The 24,416-nt window shown below is 69.9% G+C and carries 21 protein-coding genes; 15 read left to right on the forward strand and 6 right to left on the reverse strand.

Going from position 1 to position 24,416, the window contains the following annotated elements; all coding sequences use genetic code 11:
* Positions 1-1,203, reverse strand: coding sequence for a glycine C-acetyltransferase (gene kbl / locus AC1PK7_RS04465; protein ID WP_420009025.1), 1,203 nt, complete (start codon positions 1,201-1,203; stop codon positions 1-3).
* 194 nt (positions 1,204-1,397) lie between these two features.
* Here kbl and AC1PK7_RS04470 point away from each other — a divergent pair, with 194 nt between their 5' ends.
* From AC1PK7_RS04470 to AC1PK7_RS04490, 5 genes are all read left to right on the forward strand, one after another.
* Positions 1,398-2,420 carry a sulfate ABC transporter substrate-binding protein gene (locus tag AC1PK7_RS04470; RefSeq protein ID WP_420009026.1) on the forward strand — a complete coding sequence of 341 codons (1,023 nt, stop codon included), beginning with the start codon at positions 1,398-1,400 and terminating at the stop codon, positions 2,418-2,420.
* Positions 2,421-2,424: 4 nt separating this feature from the next.
* Positions 2,425-3,525, forward strand: coding sequence for an ABC transporter permease subunit (locus AC1PK7_RS04475; protein ID WP_420009027.1), 1,101 nt, complete (start codon positions 2,425-2,427; stop codon positions 3,523-3,525).
* The gene (gene cysW / locus AC1PK7_RS04480; protein WP_481099989.1) at positions 3,525-4,481 is read left to right on the forward strand and encodes a sulfate ABC transporter permease subunit CysW; all 957 of its coding nucleotides are present in this window, start codon (positions 3,525-3,527) and stop codon (positions 4,479-4,481) included. Before AC1PK7_RS04475 ends, cysW begins: the two co-directional genes overlap by 1 nt.
* Before the next feature lie 7 nt (positions 4,482-4,488).
* On the forward strand, positions 4,489-5,529 hold the full coding sequence (locus tag AC1PK7_RS04485; protein ID WP_371181074.1) for a sulfate/molybdate ABC transporter ATP-binding protein: 1,041 nt from the start codon (positions 4,489-4,491) through the stop codon (positions 5,527-5,529).
* A gap of 306 nt (positions 5,530-5,835) precedes the next feature.
* Complete coding sequence (locus tag AC1PK7_RS04490; protein ID WP_481099990.1) at positions 5,836-6,534, forward strand: TorF family putative porin; 699 nt, start codon at positions 5,836-5,838, stop codon at positions 6,532-6,534.
* 85 nt (positions 6,535-6,619) lie between these two features.
* Here AC1PK7_RS04490 and tdh read toward each other — a convergent pair whose 3' ends face one another.
* Positions 6,620-7,651, reverse strand: a complete 1,032-nt coding sequence (gene tdh / locus AC1PK7_RS04495) for an L-threonine 3-dehydrogenase (protein WP_029561876.1) — start codon at positions 7,649-7,651, stop codon at positions 6,620-6,622.
* Positions 7,652-7,802: 151 nt separating this feature from the next.
* Between tdh and AC1PK7_RS04500 the strand changes: the two genes are divergently transcribed.
* The 10 genes from AC1PK7_RS04500 (at position 7,803) to AC1PK7_RS04545 (ending at position 19,479) form a co-directional block, all read left to right on the forward strand.
* The gene (locus AC1PK7_RS04500; protein ID WP_481099991.1) at positions 7,803-9,962 is read left to right on the forward strand and encodes a S46 family peptidase; all 2,160 of its coding nucleotides are present in this window, start codon (positions 7,803-7,805) and stop codon (positions 9,960-9,962) included.
* Between the two features lie 168 nt (positions 9,963-10,130).
* A complete protein-coding gene (locus AC1PK7_RS04505) occupies positions 10,131-10,775 on the forward strand; it encodes a histidine phosphatase family protein (protein ID WP_481099992.1) in 645 nt (214 codons plus the stop codon).
* A gap of 426 nt (positions 10,776-11,201) precedes the next feature.
* Positions 11,202-12,461, forward strand: coding sequence for a bifunctional tetrahydrofolate synthase/dihydrofolate synthase (folC, locus tag AC1PK7_RS04510; protein WP_481099993.1), 1,260 nt, complete (start codon positions 11,202-11,204; stop codon positions 12,459-12,461).
* Positions 12,462-12,531: 70 nt separating this feature from the next.
* Positions 12,532-13,632, forward strand: a complete 1,101-nt coding sequence (locus tag AC1PK7_RS04515; RefSeq protein WP_481099994.1) for an SPOR domain-containing protein — start codon at positions 12,532-12,534, stop codon at positions 13,630-13,632.
* A gap of 95 nt (positions 13,633-13,727) precedes the next feature.
* Entirely contained in the window at positions 13,728-14,489 is a 762-nt protein-coding gene (locus tag AC1PK7_RS04520; RefSeq protein ID WP_420009034.1) for a CvpA family protein, read from the forward strand.
* Positions 14,490-14,517: 28 nt separating this feature from the next.
* A complete protein-coding gene (purF, locus tag AC1PK7_RS04525; RefSeq protein WP_010341100.1) occupies positions 14,518-15,984 on the forward strand; it encodes an amidophosphoribosyltransferase in 1,467 nt (488 codons plus the stop codon).
* Positions 15,977-16,567, forward strand: a complete 591-nt coding sequence (locus tag AC1PK7_RS04530) for a hypothetical protein (RefSeq protein ID WP_481099995.1) — start codon at positions 15,977-15,979, stop codon at positions 16,565-16,567. Before purF ends, AC1PK7_RS04530 begins: the two co-directional genes overlap by 8 nt.
* Positions 16,564-17,370 carry a ferritin-like domain-containing protein gene (locus AC1PK7_RS04535; protein WP_481099996.1) on the forward strand — a complete coding sequence of 269 codons (807 nt, stop codon included), beginning with the start codon at positions 16,564-16,566 and terminating at the stop codon, positions 17,368-17,370. The genes AC1PK7_RS04530 and AC1PK7_RS04535 overlap by 4 nt, the downstream gene beginning before the upstream one ends.
* A 234-nt stretch (positions 17,371-17,604) precedes the next feature.
* Positions 17,605-18,849 (forward strand): zinc-dependent metalloprotease, encoded by a 1,245-nt coding sequence (locus AC1PK7_RS04540; protein ID WP_481099997.1) that lies wholly within the window; start codon positions 17,605-17,607, stop codon positions 18,847-18,849.
* A 12-nt stretch (positions 18,850-18,861) separates the two neighbouring features.
* Complete coding sequence (locus AC1PK7_RS04545) at positions 18,862-19,479, forward strand: hypothetical protein (RefSeq protein WP_481099998.1); 618 nt, start codon at positions 18,862-18,864, stop codon at positions 19,477-19,479.
* A 301-nt stretch (positions 19,480-19,780) separates the two neighbouring features.
* Here AC1PK7_RS04545 and lpxH read toward each other — a convergent pair whose 3' ends face one another.
* The 4 genes from lpxH to ppx form a co-directional block, all read right to left on the reverse strand.
* Complete coding sequence (lpxH, locus tag AC1PK7_RS04550) at positions 19,781-20,518, reverse strand: UDP-2,3-diacylglucosamine diphosphatase (RefSeq protein ID WP_481099999.1); 738 nt, start codon at positions 20,516-20,518, stop codon at positions 19,781-19,783.
* A gap of 205 nt (positions 20,519-20,723) precedes the next feature.
* On the reverse strand, positions 20,724-21,248 hold the full coding sequence (locus AC1PK7_RS04555; protein WP_481100000.1) for a phosphatase PAP2 family protein: 525 nt from the start codon (positions 21,246-21,248) through the stop codon (positions 20,724-20,726).
* The gene (locus AC1PK7_RS04560; RefSeq protein WP_481100001.1) at positions 21,232-22,365 is read right to left on the reverse strand and encodes a glycosyltransferase family 4 protein; all 1,134 of its coding nucleotides are present in this window, start codon (positions 22,363-22,365) and stop codon (positions 21,232-21,234) included. Before AC1PK7_RS04560 ends, AC1PK7_RS04555 begins: the two co-directional genes overlap by 17 nt.
* Positions 22,366-22,842: 477 nt before the next feature.
* Positions 22,843-24,369: an exopolyphosphatase gene (gene ppx, locus AC1PK7_RS04565; protein WP_010341110.1), complete on the reverse strand. Its 1,527-nt coding sequence runs from the start codon at positions 24,367-24,369 to the stop codon at positions 22,843-22,845.
* Positions 24,370-24,416 lie beyond the last annotated feature (47 nt).

The raw sequence follows: 24,416 nt of genomic DNA on the forward strand, positions 1-24,416 counted from the left end.
TCAGGCGGTGATGACGCCCAGTTCGCGGCCGATGCGGGTGAACGCGTCGATCGCCCGGTCCAGGTGGTCGCGGGTATGCGCGGCGCTGATCTGGGTGCGGATCCGTGCCTGGCCCTTGGGCACCACCGGGAAGAAGAAGCCGATGGCGTAGATCCCTTCTTCCAGTAGCCGCTCGGCGAAGCGCTGCGCCAGCGGCGCGTCGTACAGCATCACCGGGCAGATCGGATGGGTGCCGGGCTTGATGTCGAACCCGGCGGCGGCCATGCGCTCGCGGAAGTAGGCAGTGTTCTCGACCAGGCGCGCGCGCAGGTCGTCGGCGGCGTCGAGCATCGCGAAGGCCTTGCTCCCGGCGGCGACCACGTGCGGCGGCAGCGAATTGGAGAACAGGTAGGGCCGCGAGCGCTGGCGTAGCAGTTCGATCACCTCGCGGCGGCCGGTGGTGAAGCCGCCCAGCGCCCCGCCCATGGCCTTGCCCAGGGTGCCGGTGAAGATGTCGATCCGGTCCAGCACGCCCTTGACCTCGGCCGAGCCGCGGCCGCTGGCGCCGAGGAAGCCGGTGGCATGGCATTCGTCGATGTGCACCAGCGCGTTGTATTTCTTCGCCAGCGCGGTGATCTCGTCCAGCGGAGCGATGAAGCCGTCCATCGAGAACACGCCGTCGCTGGTGATCAGCTTGGTCTTGCAGCCGGCGGCGTCGGCCGCCTGCAACTGCGCTTCCAGGTCGGCCATGTCGCAGTTGGCGTAGCGGAAGCGCTTGGCCTTGCACAGGCGCACCCCGTCGATGATCGAGGCGTGGTTGAGCGCGTCGGAGATGATCGCGTCGTGCTCGCCCAGCAGCGGCTCGAACAGGCCGCCGTTGGCGTCGAAGCAGGCGGCGTAGAGGATGGTGTCCTCGGTGCCGAAGAACGCGGCGATCTGCGCTTCCAGTTGCTTGTGCAGGTCCTGGGTACCGCAGATGAAGCGCACCGAGGCCATGCCGAAGCCGTGCGTGTCCAGCGCGTCCTTGGCCGCCTGGATCAGGTCGGGATGATCGGCCAGGCCCAGGTAGTTGTTGGCGCAGAAGTTGAGCACGCGGCGGCCGTCGGCGAGGACGATTTCCGCCGCCTGCGGGCCGACGATGATACGCTCGGACTTGAACAGGCCCTGGGCGCGGATCGCGTCCAGTTCCTCGGCGTAGTGCTGGGTGAGGCGGGAGTCGGTCATGACGGGCACGCGCGGCGGAAAGAAGTGGCGATTTTACCGCGGTGCCCACAGGCGTCGGTGTCGTCATGCGCAAATGGCATGAGCCGCTGCCCGGAAGTCATTTCACCCGTCGCCTGCCGCTGCGCAGCATGCGTCATGGTCCGCGGCGGGCATTGGCCGCGGCGTTTACCTGTGGGTTTGCCGGAGAACCGTCCATGTCCAGCCTTCCGTCGCGCCGCTGGCGCCTGCTCCTCGCGCTCGCGTTGGGCGCGCTCGCCGGGGCCGCGGCCGCCGCCGAGACGCAATTGCTCAACGTCTCCTACGATCCCACCCGCGAGCTGTACCGGGACTACAACGCCGCCTTCGCCAAGCACTGGGCGCAACTGCATCCCGGCGAGCAGGTCACGGTGGAGACCTCGCACGGCGGCTCCGGCAAGCAGGCGCGCGCGGTGATCGACGGGGTCGAGGCGGACGTGGTGACGCTGGCATTGGCCTACGACGTCGATGCGATCGCCGCCAAAAGCAAGCTGATCGATGCGAACTGGGCCACGCGCTTGCCTGACAACAGCGCGCCGTATACCTCGACCATCGTGTTCCTGGTGCGCAAGGGCAATCCCAAGGGCATCAAGGACTGGCCGGATCTGCTGCGCAGCGGCGTGTCGGTGATCACCCCCAATCCCAAGACCTCCGGCGGCGCGCGCTGGAACTACCTGGCCGCCTGGGCCTACGCCGACCACATCTTCAAGGGCGATCGCGAACGCATCCTCAACTACATGCGCGCGCTGTTCCGCAACGTGCCGGTGCTGGACACCGGTGCGCGCGGCGCCACCACCACCTTCGTCCAGCGCGGTATCGGCGACGTGCTGCTGGCCTGGGAGAACGAGGCGTTCCTGGCGCAGCAGGAACTGGGCCAGGACAAGTTCGAGATCGTGGTGCCGAAGCTGTCGATCCTGGCCGAGCCGTCGGTGGCGCTGGTCGACAAGAACGTGGACAAGCACGGCACCCGCGCGGTCGCCGAGGAGTACCTCAAGTACCTGTACTCGCCGGAAGGACAGAAGATCGCGGCCAAGCACTATTACCGGCCGCGCCATCCCGAGTACGCCGATCGCGCCGATCTGGCGCGGCTGCCGAAGGTGCGCCTGGTGACCATCGATCAGGCGTTCGGCTCCTGGGCCAAGGCGCAGGCCACGCACTTCGACGACGGCGGCCTGTTCGACCAGATCCAGGCGAGCAAGTGACGCGATGGCCGTGACCGCCGCTGCCGTTCCCCGCGTACCGCGCCAGCGCCGGGTGATGCCGGGCTTGGGGCTGAGTCTGGGCATCACCCTGACCTGGCTGGGACTGGTGGTGCTGATTCCCTTGCTCGGCGTGCTGCTCAAGACCAGCGGGCTGGGTTGGGAAGGCGTGTGGCGGGTGTGGAGCGAGCCGCGGGTGCTGGCGGCGTTGCGCCTGAGCTTCGGCACCGCGCTGGCCGCGGCCGCGTTCAATGCGGTGATGGGCACCTGGGTGGCCTGGGTGTTCGTGCGCTATCGCTTTCCCGGCAAGCGCCTGTTCGACGCGATGATCGACCTGCCGTTCGCGCTGCCGACGGCGGTGGCCGGCATCGCCCTGACCGCGCTGTACGGCAGCAACGGCTGGATCGGCCGTTGGCTGGAGCAGCCGGCGCAGGCGCTGGCGGCCAGCCTGCCGGTGCTGGCCTGGTGGTGGCCGCGGCTGGCACTGTTGCTGGCGTTGTCGGCCACCGGTTACGCGCTGCTGCGGCGCAGCCAGGCGCTGCTGCCGGCACCGCTGCGCGCACTGCAGCGCCTGTTCGGCACGGTCGCGGTGCTCAGCCTGGCCGCGCTTGGCGTGGGTGGCCTGCTGATCGGCTATGCCGGGCTGATGCACAGCAGCGGCGCAGGCGGGATCAAGGTCGCCTACACGCCGCTGGGCATCGTCGTGGCGCTGGTGTTCGTGGGGCTGCCGTTCGTGGTGCGGATCGTGCAGCCGGTGCTGGCCGAGGCCGAGCGCGAGCTGGAAGAGGCGGCGGCCACGCTCGGCGCCGGGCGCTGGCAGACGGTGCGCCGGGTGCTGCTGCCGACGCTGTGGCCGGCGGTGCTGACCGGGTTCGCGCTGGCGTTCGCGCGCGGGGTCGGCGAGTACGGCTCGGTGATCTTCATCGCCGGCAACCTGCCCAACGCCACCGAGATCGCGCCGTTGCTCATCACCATCCGCCTGGAAGAATTCGACTACGGCGGCGCCAGCGCGATCGCCGCGGCGATGCTGCTGTTGTCGCTGCTGTCGTTGTTGCTGGTCAACGCGGCGCAGGCCTGGTTCGCGCGGCGCGGCAGGGCGGTGGCGTGATGGCGTCGGTGGTGGCCGCGCTGGCGGCACGCGGCCCCGGGCAGGCCGATGCAGTCTCCATTCCGGTGCACGCACAGGCCTCGGTGGTGGACGAACCGCGCTGGGTGCGGCGCTTGCTGATCGGCGGCGCGCTCGGCTTCCTGCTGGCGTTCCTGCTGCTGCCCTTGCTGCTGGTGTTCGTCGAGGCGTTGCGCGGCGGCGCCGGCGTGTTCTGGCGTGCGATCTCCGATCCGGACGCGCTGGCGGCGATTCGCCTGACCCTGCTGGTGGCGGCGATCGTGGTGCCGTTGAACCTGGTATTCGGCGTGGCCGCGGCCTGGGCGGTCAGCAAGCATCGCTTCCCCGGCAAGCGCCTGCTGGTGAGCCTGATCGATCTGCCGTTCTCGGTATCGCCGGTGGTCGCCGGGCTGCTGTTCATCCTGATCTTCGGCCGCAACGGCTGGGCCTGGCCGCTGATCGACGAGGGCGTGCGCCTGCACCTGCCGCCGTTCGGCGAGGTCCTGCTGCACCTGCCGCGGATCGTGTTCGCGCTGCCGGGCATCGTGCTGGCGACCACCTTCGTCACTTTTCCGTTCATCGCCCGCGAGCTGATGCCGCTGATGGAGCAGCAGGGCGACGACGAGGAACTGGCGGCGCTGAGCCTGGGCGCCAGCGGCTGGCAGACCTTCCTTCGGGTGACCTTGCCGAACATCCGCTGGGGCCTGCTGTACGGCGTGCTGCTGTGCAGTGCGCGGGCGATGGGCGAGTTCGGTGCGGTGTCGGTGGTGTCCGGGCATATCCGCGGGCGCACCAACACGCTGCCGCTGCATGTGGAGATCCTCTACAACGAATACGCCTACAGCGCCGCGTTCGCCTGCGCGAGCCTGCTGGCGCTGACCGCGCTGCTGACGCTCGCCGTGAAGTCCTGGCTGCACTGGCGCCACGGCGCGGCGCTGGCCGCCACTCACCGACATTGAGGTTGCAATGAGCATCCGCGTACAGCACCTGGGCAAGCGCTTCGGCGACTTCGCCGCGCTCGACGACATCAGCCTGGACATCCGCCAGGGCGAACTGCTGGCGTTGCTGGGGCCGTCCGGCTCCGGCAAGACCACGCTGCTGCGGGTGATCGCCGGACTCGAACACGCCGATCGCGGACGCGTGCTGATCCACGGCGAGGACGCCACCGCGCTGTCGGTGCAGGCGCGCCGGGTCGGCTTCGTGTTCCAGCACTACGCCTTGTTCAAGCACATGAGCGTGTACGAGAACGTCGCCTTCGGCCTGCGTGTGCGCCGCGAGGCGCGCTGGACCGAGGCGCGTATCCGCGCGCGGGTGCAGGAGCTGTTGGCGTTGGTGCAGTTGCACGACCTGGAGCGGCGCTACCCGGCGCAACTGTCCGGCGGTCAGCGCCAGCGCGTGGCGCTTGCGCGCGCGCTGGCGATCGAGCCGCGCGTGCTGCTGCTCGACGAACCGTTCGGCGCGCTCGACGCACAGGTCCGCCGCGACCTGCGGCGCTGGCTGCGCGAACTGCACGAACGCACCGGCCTGACCACGGTGTTCGTCACCCACGACCAGGAAGAGGCGCTGGAGCTGGCCGACCGCGTGGCGATCCTCCACCGCGGGCGGATCGAGCAGGTCGGCAGCCCGGCACAGGTCTACGAGCAGCCGGCCTCGCCCTTCGTGTACGGCTTCGTCGGCGCGGTGAACCGGCTGCCGGCGCGCCTGCACGACGGGGCGGTGCAGGTCGGCGGGCTGGCCTTGCCGGCGCCGTCGACCCCGCTGTCCACCGGCCCGGTCGAGCTGTATGTGCGGCCGGAAGACCTGGCGCCAGGCAGCGAGGGCTGGGCGGCGACGGTGCTGTCGATCCAGCGCAGCGGCCCGCGCCTGCGCCTGCGTGCGCAACTGGCGCATGGCCACGACGAGGTGGAGGTGGAACTGCCGGCGGGCGAGGGCGCATCCGACTATGCGCCGGGCCAGCCGCTGCACCTGCGCGCGCGCCGCTACGGCGTCTTCGCCCGGCCGGATTGAGGCGCCATCGCGCCATTTTCAGCGGCCGCTGACACGCCTGCGTGCCGGTGCCCCTGGCGGCTGTCCGCTCGGTCGCGGCGTGACTACCACGGCGCCGGCCGCCCCTCCAGTCTGGCCGGCCCGTGACCGCGATCGACGGACCGGGGATGTCCGCGCCTGACCCGGACCGGCGGCTGTATGCCCGGTCATGTCGCGCGGCAGACGAAAAGTTGTTGCGCTGCAAGATCAAAGCGGTTAAAAAACCGTGAAGGCGCTTCTGCGCCAGCGCTGCAACCCCATCCCTCGTCAACCGCAGGAGAATGACCGGTGAACAAGACCACTCTCGCCCTGGCCGTCGCACTGGCCGCTTCGCCGCTCACCGTCCTGGCCCAGGACGCGCCCACCTCGCCGATCACCGGCTCCTACGGCGTGGTCAGCGACTACGTGTTCCGCGGCGTCTCCCAGACCGACAAGGGCCCGGCGTTCCAGGCCGGCCTCACCTACACCTCGCCGTTCGGCCTGTACGTGGGCGCCTGGGGCTCCAACGTCGATTTCGGCGCGGGCGATCCGGATTGGGAAACGGACGGCTTCGTCGGCTACAACGTCGATTTCTCGCCGGAATGGAACTTCGACGTGATGGTCAACCGCTACGGCTATCCGGGCGCCGGCCGGTTGAACTACAACGAACTGATCACCAAGACCAAGTTCCTCAAGACCTACACCCTGACCGTGGCGTACACCGACAACGTGTACAACCTAGACAAGGACAGCTTCTACTACGCGCTGGACGGAAACTGGTCGCTGCCGCAGGGCTTCAGCGTCGGCGCGCACGTCGGCCGCACCACCTACGAAAGCGCGCTGACCGCGTACCAGGACTACACCGACTACAACGTCAGCGTGGGCAAGATGGTCGGCCCGCTGGCGCTGAGCGTGGGCTACTACGACACCGACAACAAGGGCCCGGAGAACTTCACCGAGCGCCTGGCCGGTCACCGCGTGGTGGTCTCGGGCACGATCGCGTTCTGATCGGATTGCCGCGTTGTAACGACGAAGGGCGCCGCAAGGCGCCCTTCGTGTTTTCCGGCACCGCCGCGTTGCCGCGGCGCGCGCATTACCAGCTCAGCACGACCTTGCCGGCCTTGCCTTCTTCCATCAGGTCGAAGCCCTTCTGGAATTCGTCGATGGTCAGCTGGTGGGTGAGGACCTTGCCCAGCGGGAAGCCGGACAGCACCAGTTGGGTCATCTTGTACCAGGTCTCGTACATCTTGCGGCCGTAGATGCCCTGCACGGTCAGGCCCTTGAAGATGATCTTGTCCCAGTCGCAGCCGGCGCCGCGCGGCATGATGCCGAGCATGGCGATCTTGCCGCCGTGGTACATGCAGTCGAGCATGTCGTTGAACGCGCGAGGGTTGCCGCTCATCTCCAGGCCCACGTCGAAGCCTTCCATGTGCAGGTCGGCCATCACGTCCTTGAGCGAGGTGTTGGCGACGTTGACCACGCGGGTCGCGCCCATGTCGGCGGCCAGCTTCAGGCGGAAGTCGTTGACGTCGGTGACCACCACGTTGCGCGCACCGATGTGCTTGCATATGCCCGCGGCGATGATGCCGATCGGACCGGCGCCGGTGATCAGCACATCCTCGCCGATCACGTCGAACTCCAGCGCGCAGTGCGCGGCGTTGCCGTAGGGGTCGAAGAACGCGGCCAGCTCGGACGGGATCTGGTCGGGGATCGGCCACAGGTTGGAGGCCGGCATCACCATGTACTCGGCGAAGGCGCCGTTGACGTTGACGCCGATGCCGACCGTGTTCGGACACAGATGCGGACGCCCGCCGCGGCAGTTGCGGCAGTGGCCGCAGACGATGTGGCCTTCGGCCGAGACGCGCTGGCCGACCTCGTAGCCGGTGACCGCCGAGCCGAGCTGGGCGATGCGGCCGACGAATTCGTGGCCGATGGTCAGGCCGGGCTTGATGGTGCGCTGGCTCCACTCGTCCCACAGATAGATGTGCAGGTCGGTGCCGCAGATCGCGGTCTTTTCCAGCTTGATCAGCACTTCGTTGGGGCCGGGGACCGGCACCGGCACCTGTTCCAGCCAGATGCCCTTGGCGGCGTCGCGCTTGACCAGCGCCTTCATTGTTTGCGCCATGTCGGTGCAGATTCGATGGGAAGAGGGCGCGCAGTATAAGCGCCCGGCCGATGCGCCCATGTTGCGGCGCGGTCAGGGTGCCATTGGTCACGGTCCGGGCGATTGGTTGCAGCCGTTACACTCTAACGTCTGTCATCAAGGAAACCGCTCGATGCGTTCGAATTCGTTGGCTGTCGCCATCGCCGCCGTGGCCGCCCTGTCCGGCGCCCCCGCCGCCCATGCCGGCGAGGGCATGTGGGTCCCGCAGCAGTTGCCGGACATCGCCGGGCCGCTGCAGCAGGCCGGCCTGAAGCTGTCGCCGCAGCAACTGTCCGATCTCACCGGCGACCCGATGGGCGCGGTGGTCTCGCTCGGCGGCTGCACCGCCAGCTTCGTCTCGCCGCAGGGCCTGGTGGTGACCAACCACCATTGCGCCTATGGCGCGATCCAGCTCAACTCGACCCCGCAGAAGAACCTGATCCGCGACGGCTTCAGCGCCGCCAGCCAGGGCGCCGAGCTGAGCGCCGGTCCGAACGCACGCATCTATGTGCTCGACCGCATCACCGACGTCACCGCGCAGGCCAAGGCGGCGATGGCCGCCGCCGGCACCGACGCGCTCAAGCGCACGCAGGCGCTGGAGGACTTCGACAAGGCCCAGGTCGCCGCGTGCGAAGCCGACGCCGGCTACCGCTGCGAGCTGTACAGCTTCTCCGGCGGCAACACCTACCGCCTGGTCCGCACCCTGGAAATCCGCGACGTGCGCCTGGCCTACGCGCCGCCGTCGGGCATCGGCAAGTTCGGCGGCGACGTCGACAACTGGATGTGGCCGCGCCACACCGGCGATTTCTCGTTCTACCGCGCCTACGTCGGCAAGGACGGCAAGCCGGCCGCCTACGCCAAGGACAACGTGCCGTACCAGCCCAAGCACTTCCTGAAGTTCGCCGACCAGCCGCTGGGCGCCGGCGATTTCGTCATGGTCGCCGGCTACCCGGGCCGTACCAATCGCTATGCGCTGGCCTCCGAGTTCGATGCCACCGCGAGCTGGGGCTATCCCACCGCCGCGCGCCAGTACCGCGACCTGATCGCGCTGGTCGAGCAGGCCGGCAAGCAGAACCCGGACATCCAGGTGAAGTACGCCGCGACCATGGCCAGTTGGAACAACGTCGCCAAGAACTACGAGGGCCAGTTGGAAGGCTTCAAGCGCATCGACGCGGCGGCCAAGAAGCACGCCGAGGAAGACGCCGTGCTGGCCTGGCTCAAGCGCCAGGGCGGCGAGGGCAAGGCCGCGTTGCAGGCGCATGCGCAACTGCTGGCGCTGGGCGAGCAGGCCAAGGCCACCCGCGACCGCGACCTGGTGCTGCGGCAGATGCAGCGGACCGGCACGCTCGGCAGCGCGATCATGCTGTACCGCCTGTCGATCGAACGCGCCAAGCCGGATGCCGCGCGCGAGCCGGGCTATCAGGAGCGCGATCTGCCCGAGCTCGAGGGCGCGATGAAGCAGATGGAGCGCCGCTACGTCGCCGCCATGGACAGCCAGCTGCAGCGCTACTGGTTCGAGCAGTACCTGAAGCTGCCGAAGGCGCAACGCCTGCCGGCGCTGGACCAGTGGCTGGCCGGTGCCGATGCGCAGGCCGCCGCCACGCGCCTGGCCGGTACCCAGTTGGGCAGCACCGAGCAGCGACTGAAGTGGCTGCATGCCGACCGCGCCGCGTTCGAGGCCAGCGACGACCCGGCGCTGCGCTATGCGGTGGCGCTGATGCCGACCCTGCTGCAACTCGAGCAGGATCAGAAGCGTCGCGATGGCGAGGAGTTGCTGGCGCGGCCGCGCTACCTGCAGGCCGTGGCCGACTACAAGAAGAGCCAGGGCGAGTTCGTGTATCCGGACGCCAACTCCTCGCTGCGCATCACCTTCGGCAACGTCAAGGGCTACTCGCCCAAGGACGGCGTGGAATACACCCCGTTCACCACGCTGGAAGGCGTGGTCGCCAAGGACACCGGCACGGAGCCGTTCGATTCGCCCAAGGCGCTGCTGGATGCGGCCAAGGCCAAGCGCTACGGCGGGCTGGAGGACAAGCGGCTGGGCACGGTGCCGGTGAATTTCCTGTCCGACCTGGACATCACCGGCGGCAACTCCGGCTCGCCGGTGATGGACGCGCACGGCAAGCTGGTTGGCCTGGCCTTCGACGGCAACTGGGAGTCGGTGAGTTCGAACTGGGTGTTCGACCCGGCGATGACCAGGATGATCGCGGTCGATGCGCGCTACCTGCACTGGATCATGCAGGAGGTGATGCCGGCGCCGCGGCTGTTGAAGGAGTTGAACCTGGCCAAGTGAGCCAGGTCCCGATGGGCGGCGGCCACGGCTGCCGCCCGTGTGTCCGCCCCGCCAGGCCGGGGCGAGGCACGGGGATGCAGCGCAGGGTTTCCGGCGACGGAGCGGGTATCATGCCGCTCCGTTTTCGTTTGCGAGACGGGCCCTTCCTCCCCCCAAGGATTCCAGCGCATGCGCATTCTGCTCGCCCGCCATGGCGAAACCCCGTGGAACGCCGAAGGCCGCTACCAGGGCCAGATCGACATCCCGCTGTCGCCGGTCGGCGACGCGCAGGCGCAGGCGCTGGGCGCACGCCTGCGCGAGGTGCCGCTGACCCGCGCCGTGGCCTCGCCGCTGTCCCGTGCGCAACGCACCGCGCGCTTCGCGCTGGGCCCTGAGCGCGAGGCGTTACTGCAGACCGATCCGGACCTGCAGGAGATCGCCCATGGCGAGTGGGAAGGTCTGCTGGCCAGCGAGATCCACGAGAAGGACCCGGCGCGTCTGCGCGCCTGGCGCGAGGAGCCGGATACGGTGCTGATGCCGGGCGGCGAGTCGCTGCGGCAGGTGCTGGAGCGCTCCTGGCGCGGCCTGGCCCGCGCCGCCGAGGGCCTGGGCGAGCACGACACGCTGCTGGTGGTGGCCCACGATGCGGTGAACCGGGTGATCCTGTGCCGGGTGCTGGGCCTGCCGATCGCGCGGCTGTGGAGTTTCCGCCAGGCGCCGACCACGCTGAATCTGCTGGAAGGGCCGGACGTGGAGCATCTCGAAGTGGTGCGCTTGAACGATTGCGCGCATCACACGCCGTTCTTCGGCGAGGCGAAGCATCGGGCGCTGTAGGACGAACATGATGCGCGTGTAACGTGCGCCGTCCGATCGGCTGCCTGTTCCGTTTCACTTCCGATGCGCGCCGCTTGGTCATTGCCGTTGTCTTTGCCTTTGCCGTGCTTTTGCCGTTGCCGTTGCTCTGCTTTTCGGGATCCCGTGAGCCGCGGCACTTGGCCTGGGCGAAAACCCCGAAGGGGCGGCGCGCAGGAGGCGCGCCGTTTTTCGCCGGCACATGGATGTGCCGTCGAAAAATGCCCAGGCCAAGTGCGGACCCGGAGCGCGCAGCGCGGAGGGCGCGGCGCCCGGGTGTGCTTTCTTTTGGTTACTTTTCTTTGCACAAGCAAAGAAAAGTGACTCGCGCGTCAGCGCGAAAGCTGTTGCTCCTGAGTGGTGAGCGAGCAAGCGCACACCTCTCGTCGAAAGGTTGAAAATACCCACATGAACACCCTTTCCGAATGGCTCGCCTACATCGAGCGCCAGCACCCCCAGGACATCGCCATGGGCCTGGAGCGGGTGCGCGCCGTGGCCGCGCGCATGCGCCTGACCAAGCCGGCCAAGCACGTCATCACCGTCGGCGGCACCAACGGCAAGGGCTCGACCGTCGCCTTCGTCGAGGCGATCGCGCGTGCCGCCGGCTGGCGGGTGGGCAGCTACACCTCGCCGCACCTGCTGCGCTACAACGAGCGCGTGCGCATCGACGGCGACGAGGCCGGCGATGCCGACCTGGTGACCGCCTTCGCGGCAGTGGAGGCCGCGCGCGGCGACACCGCGCTGACCTACTTCGAGTACGGCACGCTGGCGGCGCTGTGGCTGTTCCAGCAGACCAAGTTGGACCTGGTCGTGCTGGAAGTCGGCCTCGGCGGCCGGCTGGATGCGGTGAACCTGGTCGATGCCGACGTCGCGGTCATCACCACCGTGGACATCGACCACACCGACTGGCTCGGCACCGACCGCGAGGCGATCGGTGCGGAGAAGGCCGGCATCGCGCGGCCATGGAAACCGCTGGTGCTCGGCGAGATCGATCCGCCCTCCAGCGTGCTGCGCCGCGCCTACGCGATTGGCGCCAATGCGCTGCGCGCCGGCAGCGACTTCTTCCACGAGCCGATCGACGCCGAACGCTGGCGCTGGCGCGACGTCGGCACCGAACTGCAGTTGCCGCTGCCGCAGTTGCGCGCGCCGGTGCAGCGCGCCAACGCCGCCACCGCCATCGCCGCCCTGCGCGCGCTGCGCCGGTCGCTGCCGCGCAACGCCTACGCCGAGGGCATCGCCGCCGCGCGCCTGCGCGGGCGCCTGCAGCCCTGCGTGCGCGACGGGGTGGAGGTGCTGGTCGACGTCGGCCACAACCCGCAGGCCGCGCGCGAACTGGCCGCCGCGCTGCAGGCGCAGCCGGTCGCTGGCCGCACCTGCGCGGTGTTCGCGGCGCTGGCCGACAAGGACGCCGCCGGAGTGGTGGACGCCCTGGCCGCGCAGGTCGACGCCTGGCACTTGGCCGGCCTGGGCGGCAACCGCGGCCAGAGCGCTGCGCAGTTGCGCACGCGGCTCGCGGGCACGGCCGCCGCCGCGGCCGGCACCGCCGAGAGCGTGGCGGAGGCGCTGCAGTTGGCGCTTGCACAGGCGCAACCGGGCGACCGGGTGCTGGTGTTCGGCTCGTTCCATACCGCTGCCGAGGCGCTGCACTGGCTGCATTCAGCCGCCTGATCCCGCCTCCGCGCGGGCCGACCTTATAATCGGCACGGCACTCCGCCACGCCGCCCCCCTCAGCCTTTCCGTGGATACCGTCCTGAAACAGCGATTGATTGGCGCCCTTGTCCTGGTAGCGCTCGCCGTGATCTTCCTGCCGATGCTGGTGAAGGGGCCTGCGCCCGACAGCGGCGTGGCCAACGTTCCGCTGAAGGCGCCCGAGGCGCCGGCCGACGGCCAGTTCGAGACCCGCGAGCTGCCGCTGGTGACCCCGGGCGACGCGCCCAGCGGCGGGGCGGTGGGCATGGCCAAGGCGCCCGGCGCCGCCGCTGCGCCAGCCGCCGCGCCGGCGCCGGTCCAGAACAATCCCGATGCCGCCGATCTCGCCGATCCGGCCGCCGGCAGCAGCGCCGCGCAGCCACTGCCGCCGAGCACGGCCGCCGGCAACTACGCGGTGAACTTTGGTGCCTACGCCACCGCCGCCGACGCCGATGCGGTGATCGCACGGCTCAAGCAGGCGCAGCTGCCGGGCTTCCGCGAGCAGGCCACGATCGGCGGACGCCAGGCCTGGCGGGTGCGGATCGGGCCGTATGCCGATCGCGCCCAGGCCGAATCGGTGCGCCTGCAGGCGGTCAAGGTGCGCAACGACGTCAATGCCCAGGTGGTGACCCTGGACGCGGCGCCGAGCAACGCCACCCCGGCCAGCGCCGCGCCAGCTGCCGCCAGCAACGTCGCCGCTGCCGCGCCCGCCGCCCCGGCCAAGACCGAGGCGCTGCCGCCGGAGCCGGCCAAGCCGGTCGCCAGCGCCAAGCCGGCGACGCCGCCGGTGACCAAGCCGGAACCGGCCAAGCCGGCCGTGACCAAGCCCGAACCCACCAAGCCGGCAACCACGCCGGCCACCGCGGCGACCGCCAAGCCGGCCCCGAGCGTGCCGGCCGCGCCGGCGGCCTCCGGCACCGGCTTTGCCGTGCAGCTGGGCGCCTTCGGCAAGGCCGAGGACGCCAATGCCCTGCGCGACAAGGTGCGCGCGGCCGGCTTCAGCGCCTTCGTCGAGCAGGTGCGTACCGACAAGGGCGCGCTGAACCGGGTGCGGGTCGGGCCGGTCGCCAACCGCGCCGATGCCGAGCAGTTGCGCGCCCAGGTGGCGGCCAAGGTCGGCATCAGCGGTATGGTACGTCCACATCCTTGATCGGGCTTCGGCCCACGGAGTAGCACGATGGTCCAGGGAAGGCAGGCGCGACGCGCGATCGGCGCGATGCAGCGGCTCGGCCGCGGGAGGCACGCATGATCGACATGGTGCTGTTGACGGTGATCCTGGTCTCGGCGCTGCTCGGCGCCCTGCGCGGGTTCGTCGGCATCGTGGTCGGCACGCTGTCCTGGTTCCTGGCCGGCTGGGCCACGTTCCAGTTCGGCGGCAATGCCGGGCGCTGGCTCGCCGATGGTGCGCGGCCCAGCATGAGCTATTACCTGGGCGGCTACGCGCTGACCTTCGTGACGGTGATGGCGGTGGTCGCCATCGTCGGCATGGTGATCCGCACGGCGGTGCGCTCGACCGCGCTGTCGGGCACCGACCGCGCGCTCGGCTTCGGCCTGGGCGCGGCGCGCGGCGGTTTCTTCGCCGCGGTGCTGGCGTTCCTGATGAGCTTCACGCCGCTGACCCGCGAGCCGGACTGGCAGCGCTCGATGGTGCTGCCGGTGCTCAGCCCGGGCGTGGGCTGGATGCGCGCGCAGCTGCCGGACTGGCGCATGCCGCAGATGCCGCAGTTGAACCTGTCGCAGATGCCGCAACTGAACGTGTCGCAGATGGATTTGGGCAACATGCCCGCGGCAGGCGATAATGCGGCGTTGGGCAACGCCCTGCAGGCCAGTGGGCTGCAGGAGATGATGTCCAAGGCCCTGGGGCGTCCCGGGGTGCGGTCCGCGCAGCCCGGGGGCGATCCGTCGCAACTGATGCCCGCGAACATCGATCCGGCGCAGGCGCGTCCGGCGCAATCCGACCCGGCACGGGTCGAATCCAACGGCCAGGCACGGCCACCTTCCCAATAGCGGCGTCCCCGCCGCGGAGAGCGTTGACATGTGTGGCATCGTCGGAATCGTCGGCAACCAGAATGTGGCCGGGCAGCTCTATGACGGCCTGGCCGTGCTGCAGCACCGTGGCCAGGACGCGGCGGGCATCGCCACCGCCGACGGCACCCGCCTGCGCGTGCAGAAGGCCAACGGCCTGGTCCGCGACGTCTTCGACGAGAAGCGCATGGCGGTGCTGGAAGGCCGTGTCGGCATCGCCCATTGCCGCTATCCGACCGCCGGCTCGGAGGGCATGGACGAGGCGCAGCCGTTCTACGTGAATTCGCCGTACGGCATCGCGCTGGCCCACAACGGCAACCTGGTCAATACCGAGGCCCTGCGCCAGCAGGTGTTCGAGGCCGACCGTCGCAACATCAACACCGACTCGGACAGCGAAGTGCTGCTGAACGTGTTCGCCTACGAACTGGACGCGCAGCGCATGCTGACCCCGGAAGCGGCGATCCGTGCGGTGGCCGGCGTGCACCGCCGCTGCAAGGGCGGCTACGCCGTGGTCAGCGTGGTGCTGGGGCTGGGCCTGGTCGCGTTCCGCGACCCGCACGGCATCCGCCCGCTGGTGCTGGGCAAGCGCGAGGGCGTGGAGGGCGACGAGTACATCGTCGCCTCCGAGTCCTCGGCGCTGGACATCCTCGGCTTCACCCGCGTGCGCGACGTGCGGCCCGGCGAGGCGCTGGTCATCACCGGCCGCGGCGAGCTGTTCTCGGAAGTGTGCGCCTCGCCGACCGACCACACCCCGTGCATCTTCGAGTACGTGTACTTCGCGCGCCCGGACTCGATGATCGACAACGTCTCGGTGCACAAGGCGCGCATGCGCATGGGCATGAAGCTGGGCGAGAAGATCCTGCGCCTGCGCCCGGACCACGACATCGATACCATCATCCCGATCCCGGACACCTCGCGCGACGCCGCGCTGGAGATCTCCAACGTGCTCGGGGTGAAGTACCGCGAGGGCTTCGTCAAGAACCGCTACATCGGCCGCACCTTCATCATGCCGGGGCAGGGCGAGCGGGTGAAATCGGTGCGCCGCAAGCTCAACCCGATCCACCTGGAATTCCGCAACCGCGTGGTGCTGCTGGTCGACGACTCGATCGTGCGCGGCACCACCAGCCGGCAGATCGTGCAGATGGCGCGCGACGCCGGCGCGCGCAAGGTGTACCTGGCCAGCGCCGCGCCGCCGGTGCGCTACCCCAACATCTACGGCATCGACATGCCGGCCGCCGACGAACTGGTGGCGCATGGCCGCAGCGAGCAGGAGATCCAGGAGTTCCTCGGCTGCGACTGGCTGATCTACCAGGACCTGGAAGACCTGGAGACCGCGGTGCGCGAGGGCAATCCGGAGCTGAAGACGTTCGACTCCTCCTGCTTCAACGGCCAGTACACCACCGGCATCGAATCCGGCTATTTCGAGCGGATCATGCAGCTGCGTTCGGACGAGGCCAAGCGCAAGCGCCGTGCCTGAGTCCCGCGGCGCACGCGCCCGCGCGTGGCCCCTGTTCGCGCTGGCGGGACTGGCCGCGCTGTGCGGCGGCTGCGCCGGCGACGATGCCATGCGGCCGGTGCGCACGCTGGACGATCCGCGCCTGCGCGACGGCAGCGTGCCGAGCGCGCAACTGACCGCGCTGCAGCTGTACATGACCCCGGACCAGCTGGCGCTGCTGCAGCCCGACTACCGCGCGCCGCTGGCGATCGTCGGCGCGCAGCGCATCGGTGACGACCTGCTGCTCCTGCGCCTGCGCGCGCAGCGCTCCTCCGACGATGTGCGCGCCGATGCGCCGCAGTGGGGATATGCGGTCGACTGCCGCGACGGCACCTCGCGCCTGCTCGCCGCCGGCATCGGCGTCGACGCCGGTTGGCCATCGGGCGCACCGCTGGCGCAGATTCCGGAACCGGCGGCGGCCGACCGCCGCAGCGCCTTCGCCCTGGCCTGCGCGCATCGCGTCGACTGCGTGTTCAAGGTGGCCGGCAACCGTTGCGAGCAGGCCCAGCGCACCTGGCTGGAACGGCGCGAGGCGGCCGCGCATCCGCCGGCGGCGGCGCCGTGAGTGGCGACCTGTACCAGGCTGCGCGCGCCTGCCTGGACGCGGCCGACCCCGACGAGAAGGTCGCGCTGACCCAGCGCCATGCGGCGGCCTGGCGCGAGGGTGCGCTGGCAGTGCCGGCCACGGCGCCGGCACCCGAGCCGATCCGCATGCCGGGGCGGCCGCCGCGGCCGCTGCTGGTGCATCCGCGCGAACTGCCGCGGCGCGGCCTCGGCAGTGCCGAGGGCCGCGCCGCCTTCATCCACGCCATCGCCCACATCGAGCTCAACGCCATCGATCTGGCCTGGGACGCGGTCTACCGCTTCCGCGGCCTGCCGCCGGCGTTCTATGCCGACTGGGTGGCGGTGGCGGACGACGAGTCGCGCCATTTCGTGCTGCTGCGCGACCGCCTGCGCGCGCTGGGCCACGCCTACGGCGACTTCGCCGCGCACAACGGCCTGTGGGAGATGTGCGAGAAGACCGCGCACGATGGCCTGGCGCGGATGGCGCTGGTACCGCGCGTGCTGGAAGCGCGCGGCCTGGACGTGACCCCGGGCATGATCGCCAAGCTGCGCGCGCTCGGCGACGACGCCACCGCCGACATCCTGGAGATCATCCTGCGCGAGGAAGTGGCACACGTGGCCGCCGGTTCGCGCTGGTACCGCTGGTACTGCGCACAGGCCGGGATCGAGCCGCGCGCCCGCTTCGCCGCCCTGCTGCGCGAGTACGCCGGCGGCTACCTGCATGGCCCGTTCAACCTGCAGGCGCGCCTGCTGGCGGGGTTCGACGAGGACGAATTGCTGGCCCTGCAGCAGCAGGCCGGCTGAGGCGGCGGGATTTCTTCGGGACTGTGCGTGTGCTGCGAGAAGGCACGCGCACGCACGGCATGAGCGCCGGGCGGCGCTTTCTGTGACCTCTATCTCCGAGTTGCGACCCGGCTGCATTTGTTGCTTGCGCTGAACGGTGGCTGAGCGGCTAATCGAACTCCCCCACGCGGCCTCCCCCGTCTCCGGCCGTGCGCGGGGCGACGTTCGTCCCTACTCACCACCCAGGAGTCCGACATGAAGTCGATGTGCAGCCTGACCGCGATGCTTGCCCTGTGTGTCGCCGGTTCCGCCTCCGCAGCCGGAACGCCCCTGTTCCAGAGCAGCCAATACGTGTCCAAATCCATCGCCGGCGAGCCGGCGCTGAGCCGCCTGCTGGCCAATCCCGCTACCGGTGCGGTGCAGCGGGTCGGCGTGAATGCCGCCGCCGTGACCGCCGGACAGCAGCAACTCGAGCTGGACCTGCTGGGCCAGCGCATCACCGCCACGCAGTTGAAGACCGAGCAATTGGAAGGCGGCAACAGCATCTGGTACGGCAATCTCGGCAATGCCGCGGTGGCCCGGACCCGTGCGCCCTCCGGTCTGGATCCGCTGAACTCGGCGATCCTGGTGCGCAGCGGCGACACCATCACCGGCAGCATCCGCAGCAACGGCACGCTGTTCCACCTGCGTCCGGTCGCCGGCGGCGGCCATGTGCTGGTGGAAGTCGACGAACGGCGCATGCCCGCCGAGCATCCGGCCGACTACGCGCTGCTGCCGACCGTGCAGATGCCGCAGTCGGTGATCGACGAGCGGGTGACCGCCGCCGGCGCCTCGTCCGGCTCGCCCGCGACGATCCGCGTGCTGGTGGTGGCGACCAACAAGGCGGTGACCAGCTATGGCGGCAACATGCAGTCGCTGGTGCAACTGGCGGTGGCCGAGTCCAACCAGGGCTACACCAACAGCAACGTCGGCATCACCATGCAACTGGCCGGCTACGAGACCACCAACTACACCGAGTCCGGCGACTTCAATACCGACCTGACCCGTTTCCGCGGCACCAGCGACGGCTACATGGACAGCATCCATACCTCGCGCAACAACACCGCGGCCGACGTCGGCGTGCTGATCATCGACAACTCCGCCTATTGCGGCCTTGCCTCGGGCATCGGCTCCACCGCCGCCACCGCGTTCGCGGCGGTGTACTGGGATTGCGCCACCGGCTACTACAGCTTCGCCCACGAGATCGGCCACCTGCAGAGCGCGCGCCACGACGTGGCCACCGACTCCAGCACCTCGCCGTACGCCTATGGCCACGGCTATCGCTACGGCAACAGCTGGCGCACGATCATGGCCTACAACTGCACCAGCAGCTGCCCGCGGCTGAACTACTGGTCCAACCCGAACGTGTCCTACAACGGCGTGCCGATGGGCAATGCCAGCACCGCCGACAACCAGCGCGTGCTGGTCAACACCAAGGCGACGGTGGCCGGGTTCCGCTGAGCCGGCCAGCACGTGGCGCAGGCCGCCTGCCTGCGTCAGGTGCGGCGAAGACGGCCGGAGCGGACGCGGCGGCGTCCGCTTCGGCTATGCTGGGAAGCGGTGCCGGCACGGCCGGTGGCGACCGACTTCCTGGGAACGACGATGTTCAAGCGCATGCGACTGCCGGCCGCGCTGCTGCTGGCGATGCTGAGCGCGGGCTGCGGCCCCGCCCCCGATCGGCAGACCGACACGCCGTCGCCGACCGCCAAGACCGAGGCGCCACGGGCCACCCCGCCGGCCGCGCCCGCCGACGCCTTCGACGACCAGCGCGCGATCGACGTGTTGCAGGCGCGCCTGTCCGCCGATCACGCCTATCCCGACCTGCAGTGCTTGGGCTACGCCGTCGAGGACGCGAGCGCGGACGACGCGGCGGCCGCTGCGGGTGCGGCTGCCGTCGCACCGGCGGTGATCGAGATCGCCGTGCGCGAGAAGCACGGCGACGGCTGTCCGGGCGACCCGCAAACCGAGCCGGTCCGCGACCGTTTCCGCGTCGAGCGCTCCGGCGCGATCGGCTGGTACGACATGGTCGACGGCGACTTCGTCGATTACGCGCAATGGCGACAGCAGCGTGCCGGCGGTGGTCTGCCCTGAGCGCTGGTGTTCGCACCGTGCTGTAGGCGTGGCTGCGCCGGTGCGCGGCGAGGAAGTGCGGATGGACGGTGCTGGGTCGACGCTGGTCGGTGCCGACGCCGCACGCGCTGCCGGCCCGATAGCGGCGTTCCATGAGGTACGCATAGACGGTCGGGCGGCGCAGTCAGCGGCCCTGCGAAATCCTGCGTCGAAGCGCAGTTAGGTGCCGTCCTGCAGCCGCGCCGCAGTCGCGGGGCAATGCGTTGCCGCGGAGTGCTGAGCAAGCGTCGCGTAGCCGCGCGCGCCGCGCCGGACCTTGGCGCTAGAGCTGTTGCAGCTTGCAGCCCTTCGCATCGACGCGCAGCACCGAGCCCTGTTCGTACCAGTCGCCGAGCACGATGCGGGTGCAGGCGCGACCGTCCACGTCCAGCGCATGCACCGCCGGCCGATGGGTGTGGCCATGGATCATCTTCGCCACGCCGTAGCGGGCGAAGGTGGCGGCGACTTCGCCCGGGGCCACGTCGGTGACGGTCTCGAACTGCGCGCTGTCGTCCTGTTTCAACTCGGCCTGGCGCGCCTGGCTGGCGGCGCGCGCCTGCTGCGCGTAGGCGATGCGCGCGGCCAGCGGCTGCGCCAGGAACTGCTGCTGGAAGGCCGGATCGCGGGTCTGCGCACGGAACGCCTGGTAGGCGGTGTCATCGGTGCACAGCAGGTCGCCGTGCAGCAGCAGGGTCGGCTCGCCGTACAGGTCGATCACGCAGGGATCGGGCAGCAGGCGCAGACCGGCGCGCTGCGCGTAATCGGCGCCGAGCAGGAAGTCGCGGTTGCCGTGCATGAAGAACACCGGCACCCCGGCCTGGTGCAGCGCGTGCAGCTCCAGCGCCACCGCATCGGCCGCCTCGGACGGCGTGTCATCGCCGATCCAGGCCTCGAACAGATCGCCGAGGATGTACAGCGCCTCGGCCTGCCGCGCCTCCCCGCGCAGGAAGTCGAGGAACAGCGCGGTGATCGCCGGCCGTGCCGGGTCCAGATGCAGGTCGGAGATGAACAGCGTGGTCATTTGGCCATTGTACGGCCGGGATTGGGGATTCGGGATTTGGGATTGGATGGCAGCCGCGAGCGCGGGCATTACCGCGCTTTCGTAGGAGCGGCTTCAGCCGCGCCCCGTTGGTTTTGCATGCGTCGCGGCTGAAGCCGCTCCTACGCTGACTGCTGGGATGGCCTCACGCCATCCCGAATTCCCAATCCCGAATCCCGGCTCCTCATCAAACCAACCACAACGACACGCCCGCCAGCGCCGCGCCGATACCGGTGGCGGCGAGCACGTCGCTGGGGTAGTGCAGGCCCAGGACCACCCGCGACAGCGCCACGCAGACGATGAACGGCACCAGCAGCGGCGCCAGCCAGGGGTAGTAGGCGAGGGCGACGATGCCGAAGGACACCGCGTGCAGGGTGTGGCCGGAGGGGAAGCTGAACTCGTCCAGCGGCGCCACCCAGGCGCGGATGCGCAGGTCGGCGGCGTACGGGCGCGGGCGCCGGGTCCAGCGCTTCAGGCCCTTGTACAGGCTCAGCGCGACCACGCCGGTGGCGGCCATGTGCGCGGAGGCGAACACGCCGTCCATGCCGTCGCACAGCACCAGCAGGGTCATCAGCGCGTACCAGAACACGCCGTCGCCGAGCCGGCTGATCGCCGAGAAGAAGCGCCGCACCGAACGTCGCCGGCACCAGTGGTTGGCGCGCCGGCACCAGCGGGTCTCGTGCCCGCGCAGGATCTCAAGCCGCGTCGACATGCGTCCTCCGGGTGTTCGCCAGTTCGGTGAGCAGTGCATCGAAATCGGCCACCACGCGCTCCGGGCGCAGTTGCTGCATCGACGCGCAGGCGGCCTCGCCCAGCCGGCGACGCAAGGCGTCGTCGCTGCCCAGGCGCAGGGCGGCGGCGATGAACGCCTCGTCGTCGGCCACCGCCGCGCCGTTGAGGCCATCGCGCAGGTATTCGCGTGCCGCGCCGTAGTCGAAGGCGACCGTGGCCACGCCGCTGGCCATCGCCTCCAGGGTCACGTTGCCGAAGGTCTCGCTGCGGCTGGGGAACAGGAACAGGTCGCCGCTGGCGAAATGCCGTGCCAGCGCGTCGCCGCGCTGCACGCCGCAGAAGATGAAGTCGGGATTCTCCTGCGCCAAACGCTCGCGCAGCGGGCCGTCGCCGACCCAGACGAAGCGCGCACGCGGGCGCAGTTGCTGCAACTGGCGGAACGCGCGCACCGCCAGCGGCAGGTTCTTCTCCGAGGCGATGCGGCCCACGTACAGCACCGCGCAATCCTCGTCCTGCAGGCCCCACTGCGCGCGCAACTGCGCATTGCGGCGCTGCGGCTCGAACTGCTTGCTGTCCACTGCGCGCGCCAGCAGGCGTACCCGCTCGAAGCCCTGGGTGGCGAGGAAGTCGCGCAGCTCGCGGGTCGGCACCAGGGTCGCCTGGGCCTGGTTGTGGAAGCGCCGCATCCAGCGCAGCGCGGTCGACTGCAGCCAGGCCGCGCCGTACTGCGGCAGGTATTCGTCGAAGCGGGTATGGAAGCCGGTGGCGATCGGAATGCCCAGGCGGCGCGCGCTGCGCAGCGCCGACCAGCCCAGCGGGCCCTCGGTGGCGATGTACACCGCATCCGGCGGCGCCGCCTGCCACAGCCGGGTCAGGCGCCGCGGCGCCGGCAGGCCGAACTTCAGCCCCGGATAGCGCGGCAGCGCCGCACCGCGCACCAGCCGCAGATCCGCCGGGTCGGCATCGCCGACCTGGCGCGGACGCACCACGTCGACGGTATGGCCGCGCGCGCGCAGCCCCAGTTCCAGCCCCTGCACGGTCAGCGCAACGCCGTTGACCTCAGGGGGATACGTCTCGGTGACGATCGCGTAGCGCATGCGGGGGCTCCGGTTTGACTAAGCCTCGCGCAATGCAGTGAAGCGAACATGTCCAGCGCATGTAGGAACGATGACGCCAAACGCCGGGATTCGGGATTCGGGATTCGGGATTCGGGATTTTCGCAAGTTCGTCGCCGTGCCGCTTTTCTGTGGGAGGGGCTTCAGCCCCGACGCGGTATCGGTAAGGCGTCGGGGCTGAAGCCCCTCCCACAAAAAAGCCGCGGTGTCGCGGCTTCAGGGAGGGCGGCTTTTCTTTCAAAAACCGGCATTTTTTTCATCAAATCGCTTGACCGCGATTTGACCGCGGACAGCATGCTGCCATCCCGAATCCCGAATCCCGAATCCCGAATCCCGAATCCCGAATCCCGAATCCCGAATCCCGAATCCCGAATCCCGAATCCCGAATCCCGAATCCCGAATCCCGAATCCCGAATCCCGAATCCCGAATCCCGAATCCCGAATCCCGAATCCCGGCCCTCAAGCCACAAACGGCCGGAAATTGATCCCCAACCCCGCCATGCCCTCGACCTCGCCGATCAGGTCGGCGCGCTGCAGCGGCCGCGATTCGATCCACGGCTGCGACAGGATCAGGTGCAGGTTGGCGCCGTCGGCCTTCAGTTCCAGCGCCGGGATCGGGTCGGCCTCGTGCGCGCGGTGCAGCAGCACCGCCAGGCGCAGCAGCGCGGCCTTGCGCTTGGCGCTGAGCAGCAGGCGGTCGGGCAGCGCGTCGAACGCGGTCTTGGAGACGTTGCGGCGGTGCGTGCGCACCAGCGTGGCCAGCACCTGCTGCTCCTGCCGCGAGAAGCCGGCGATGTCCGAGTGTTCCAGCACGTAGGCACCGTGCACGTGGTACTGGCTGTGCGCGATGGCCTGGCCGAGTTCGTGCAGGCGCGCGGCCCAGCCGAGCATGCGCGCGTCGTCGGCATCCAGCGCCCAGTCACCGGCGACCTGCTCGAACAGCGCCATCGCGGTGTGCTCCACGCGCGCGGCCTGCGCCTCGTCGATGCCGTAGCGCTGGGTGAGCGCGGCGATCGCGGTTTCGCGCGGATCGTTCTCGCCGCCGCGGCCGAGCATGTCGTAGAGGATGCCTTCGCGCATGGCCGCCTTGCTCACCATCAGCCGTTGCAGGCCCAGCGCCTGGAACGCCGCTTCCAGCACCAGCACGCCGCCGGCGATGATCGGCCTGCGGTCGGCGGACAGGCCGGGCAGGTCGATGTCCTCGATGCGCTTGGCCAGCAGCAGGCGGTCGCGCAGTTGCGGCAGCGCCTCGGCGGTGATCGCGCCCTTGGTCAGCTTCATCGCCGCGCAGATCTCGCCGATCGCCTTGTGCGTGCCGGACGAGCCCAGCGCCTCGTGCCAGCCCAGCGCGCGGTACTGCCCGGCGAACTGCTGGAACTCGGCGCCGATCTCGGTCAACGCGTCCTTCCACTTCTTCTTGGACAGCTTGCCGCCCGGGAAGAAGCGCCGCGTGCTGGCGATGCAGCCGGCCTGCAGGCTCTCGCGTTCCAGGGTCTGGAAGCCGCTGCCGATGATGAACTCGGTGGAGCCGCCGCCGATGTCGATCACCAGGCGGCGTTCGTTCGGCTTGGGCGGCTGCGCATGGGCCACGCCCAGGTAGATCAGGCGCGCTTCCTCGCGGCCGCTGACCACTTCGATCGGATGGCCGAGCGCGGTTTCGCCGGGAATCAGGAAGGTCTGCGGCGAGCGCAACTGGCGCACGGTGTTGGTGGCCAATGCACGCACGCGCAGCGAGGGCAGGTCGCGGATGCGCTGGCCGAAGCGTGCCAGGCATTCCAGCGCGCGCTGCCGCGCCTCGGCGGATAGCCCGCCCTTGTTGTCCAGGCCGTCGGCCATGCGCACGGTCTCGCGCAGGCGGTCCACCACCCGCAGCTGCCCGAGCTGATAGCGGGCGATGACCATGTGGAAACTGTTGGAACCCAGGTCGATGGCGGCCAGCAGGTCGCCGTCGCGCAGCGGCGGATGAGTGGGGGAAGTGGCAGGCATGGCGGAATGGTAGCCGATGCGCGGCGCACGCCGTGGAGACGGCGCCG

It is taken from the genome of Xanthomonas sp. NCPPB 3174, from assembly GCF_056725205.1.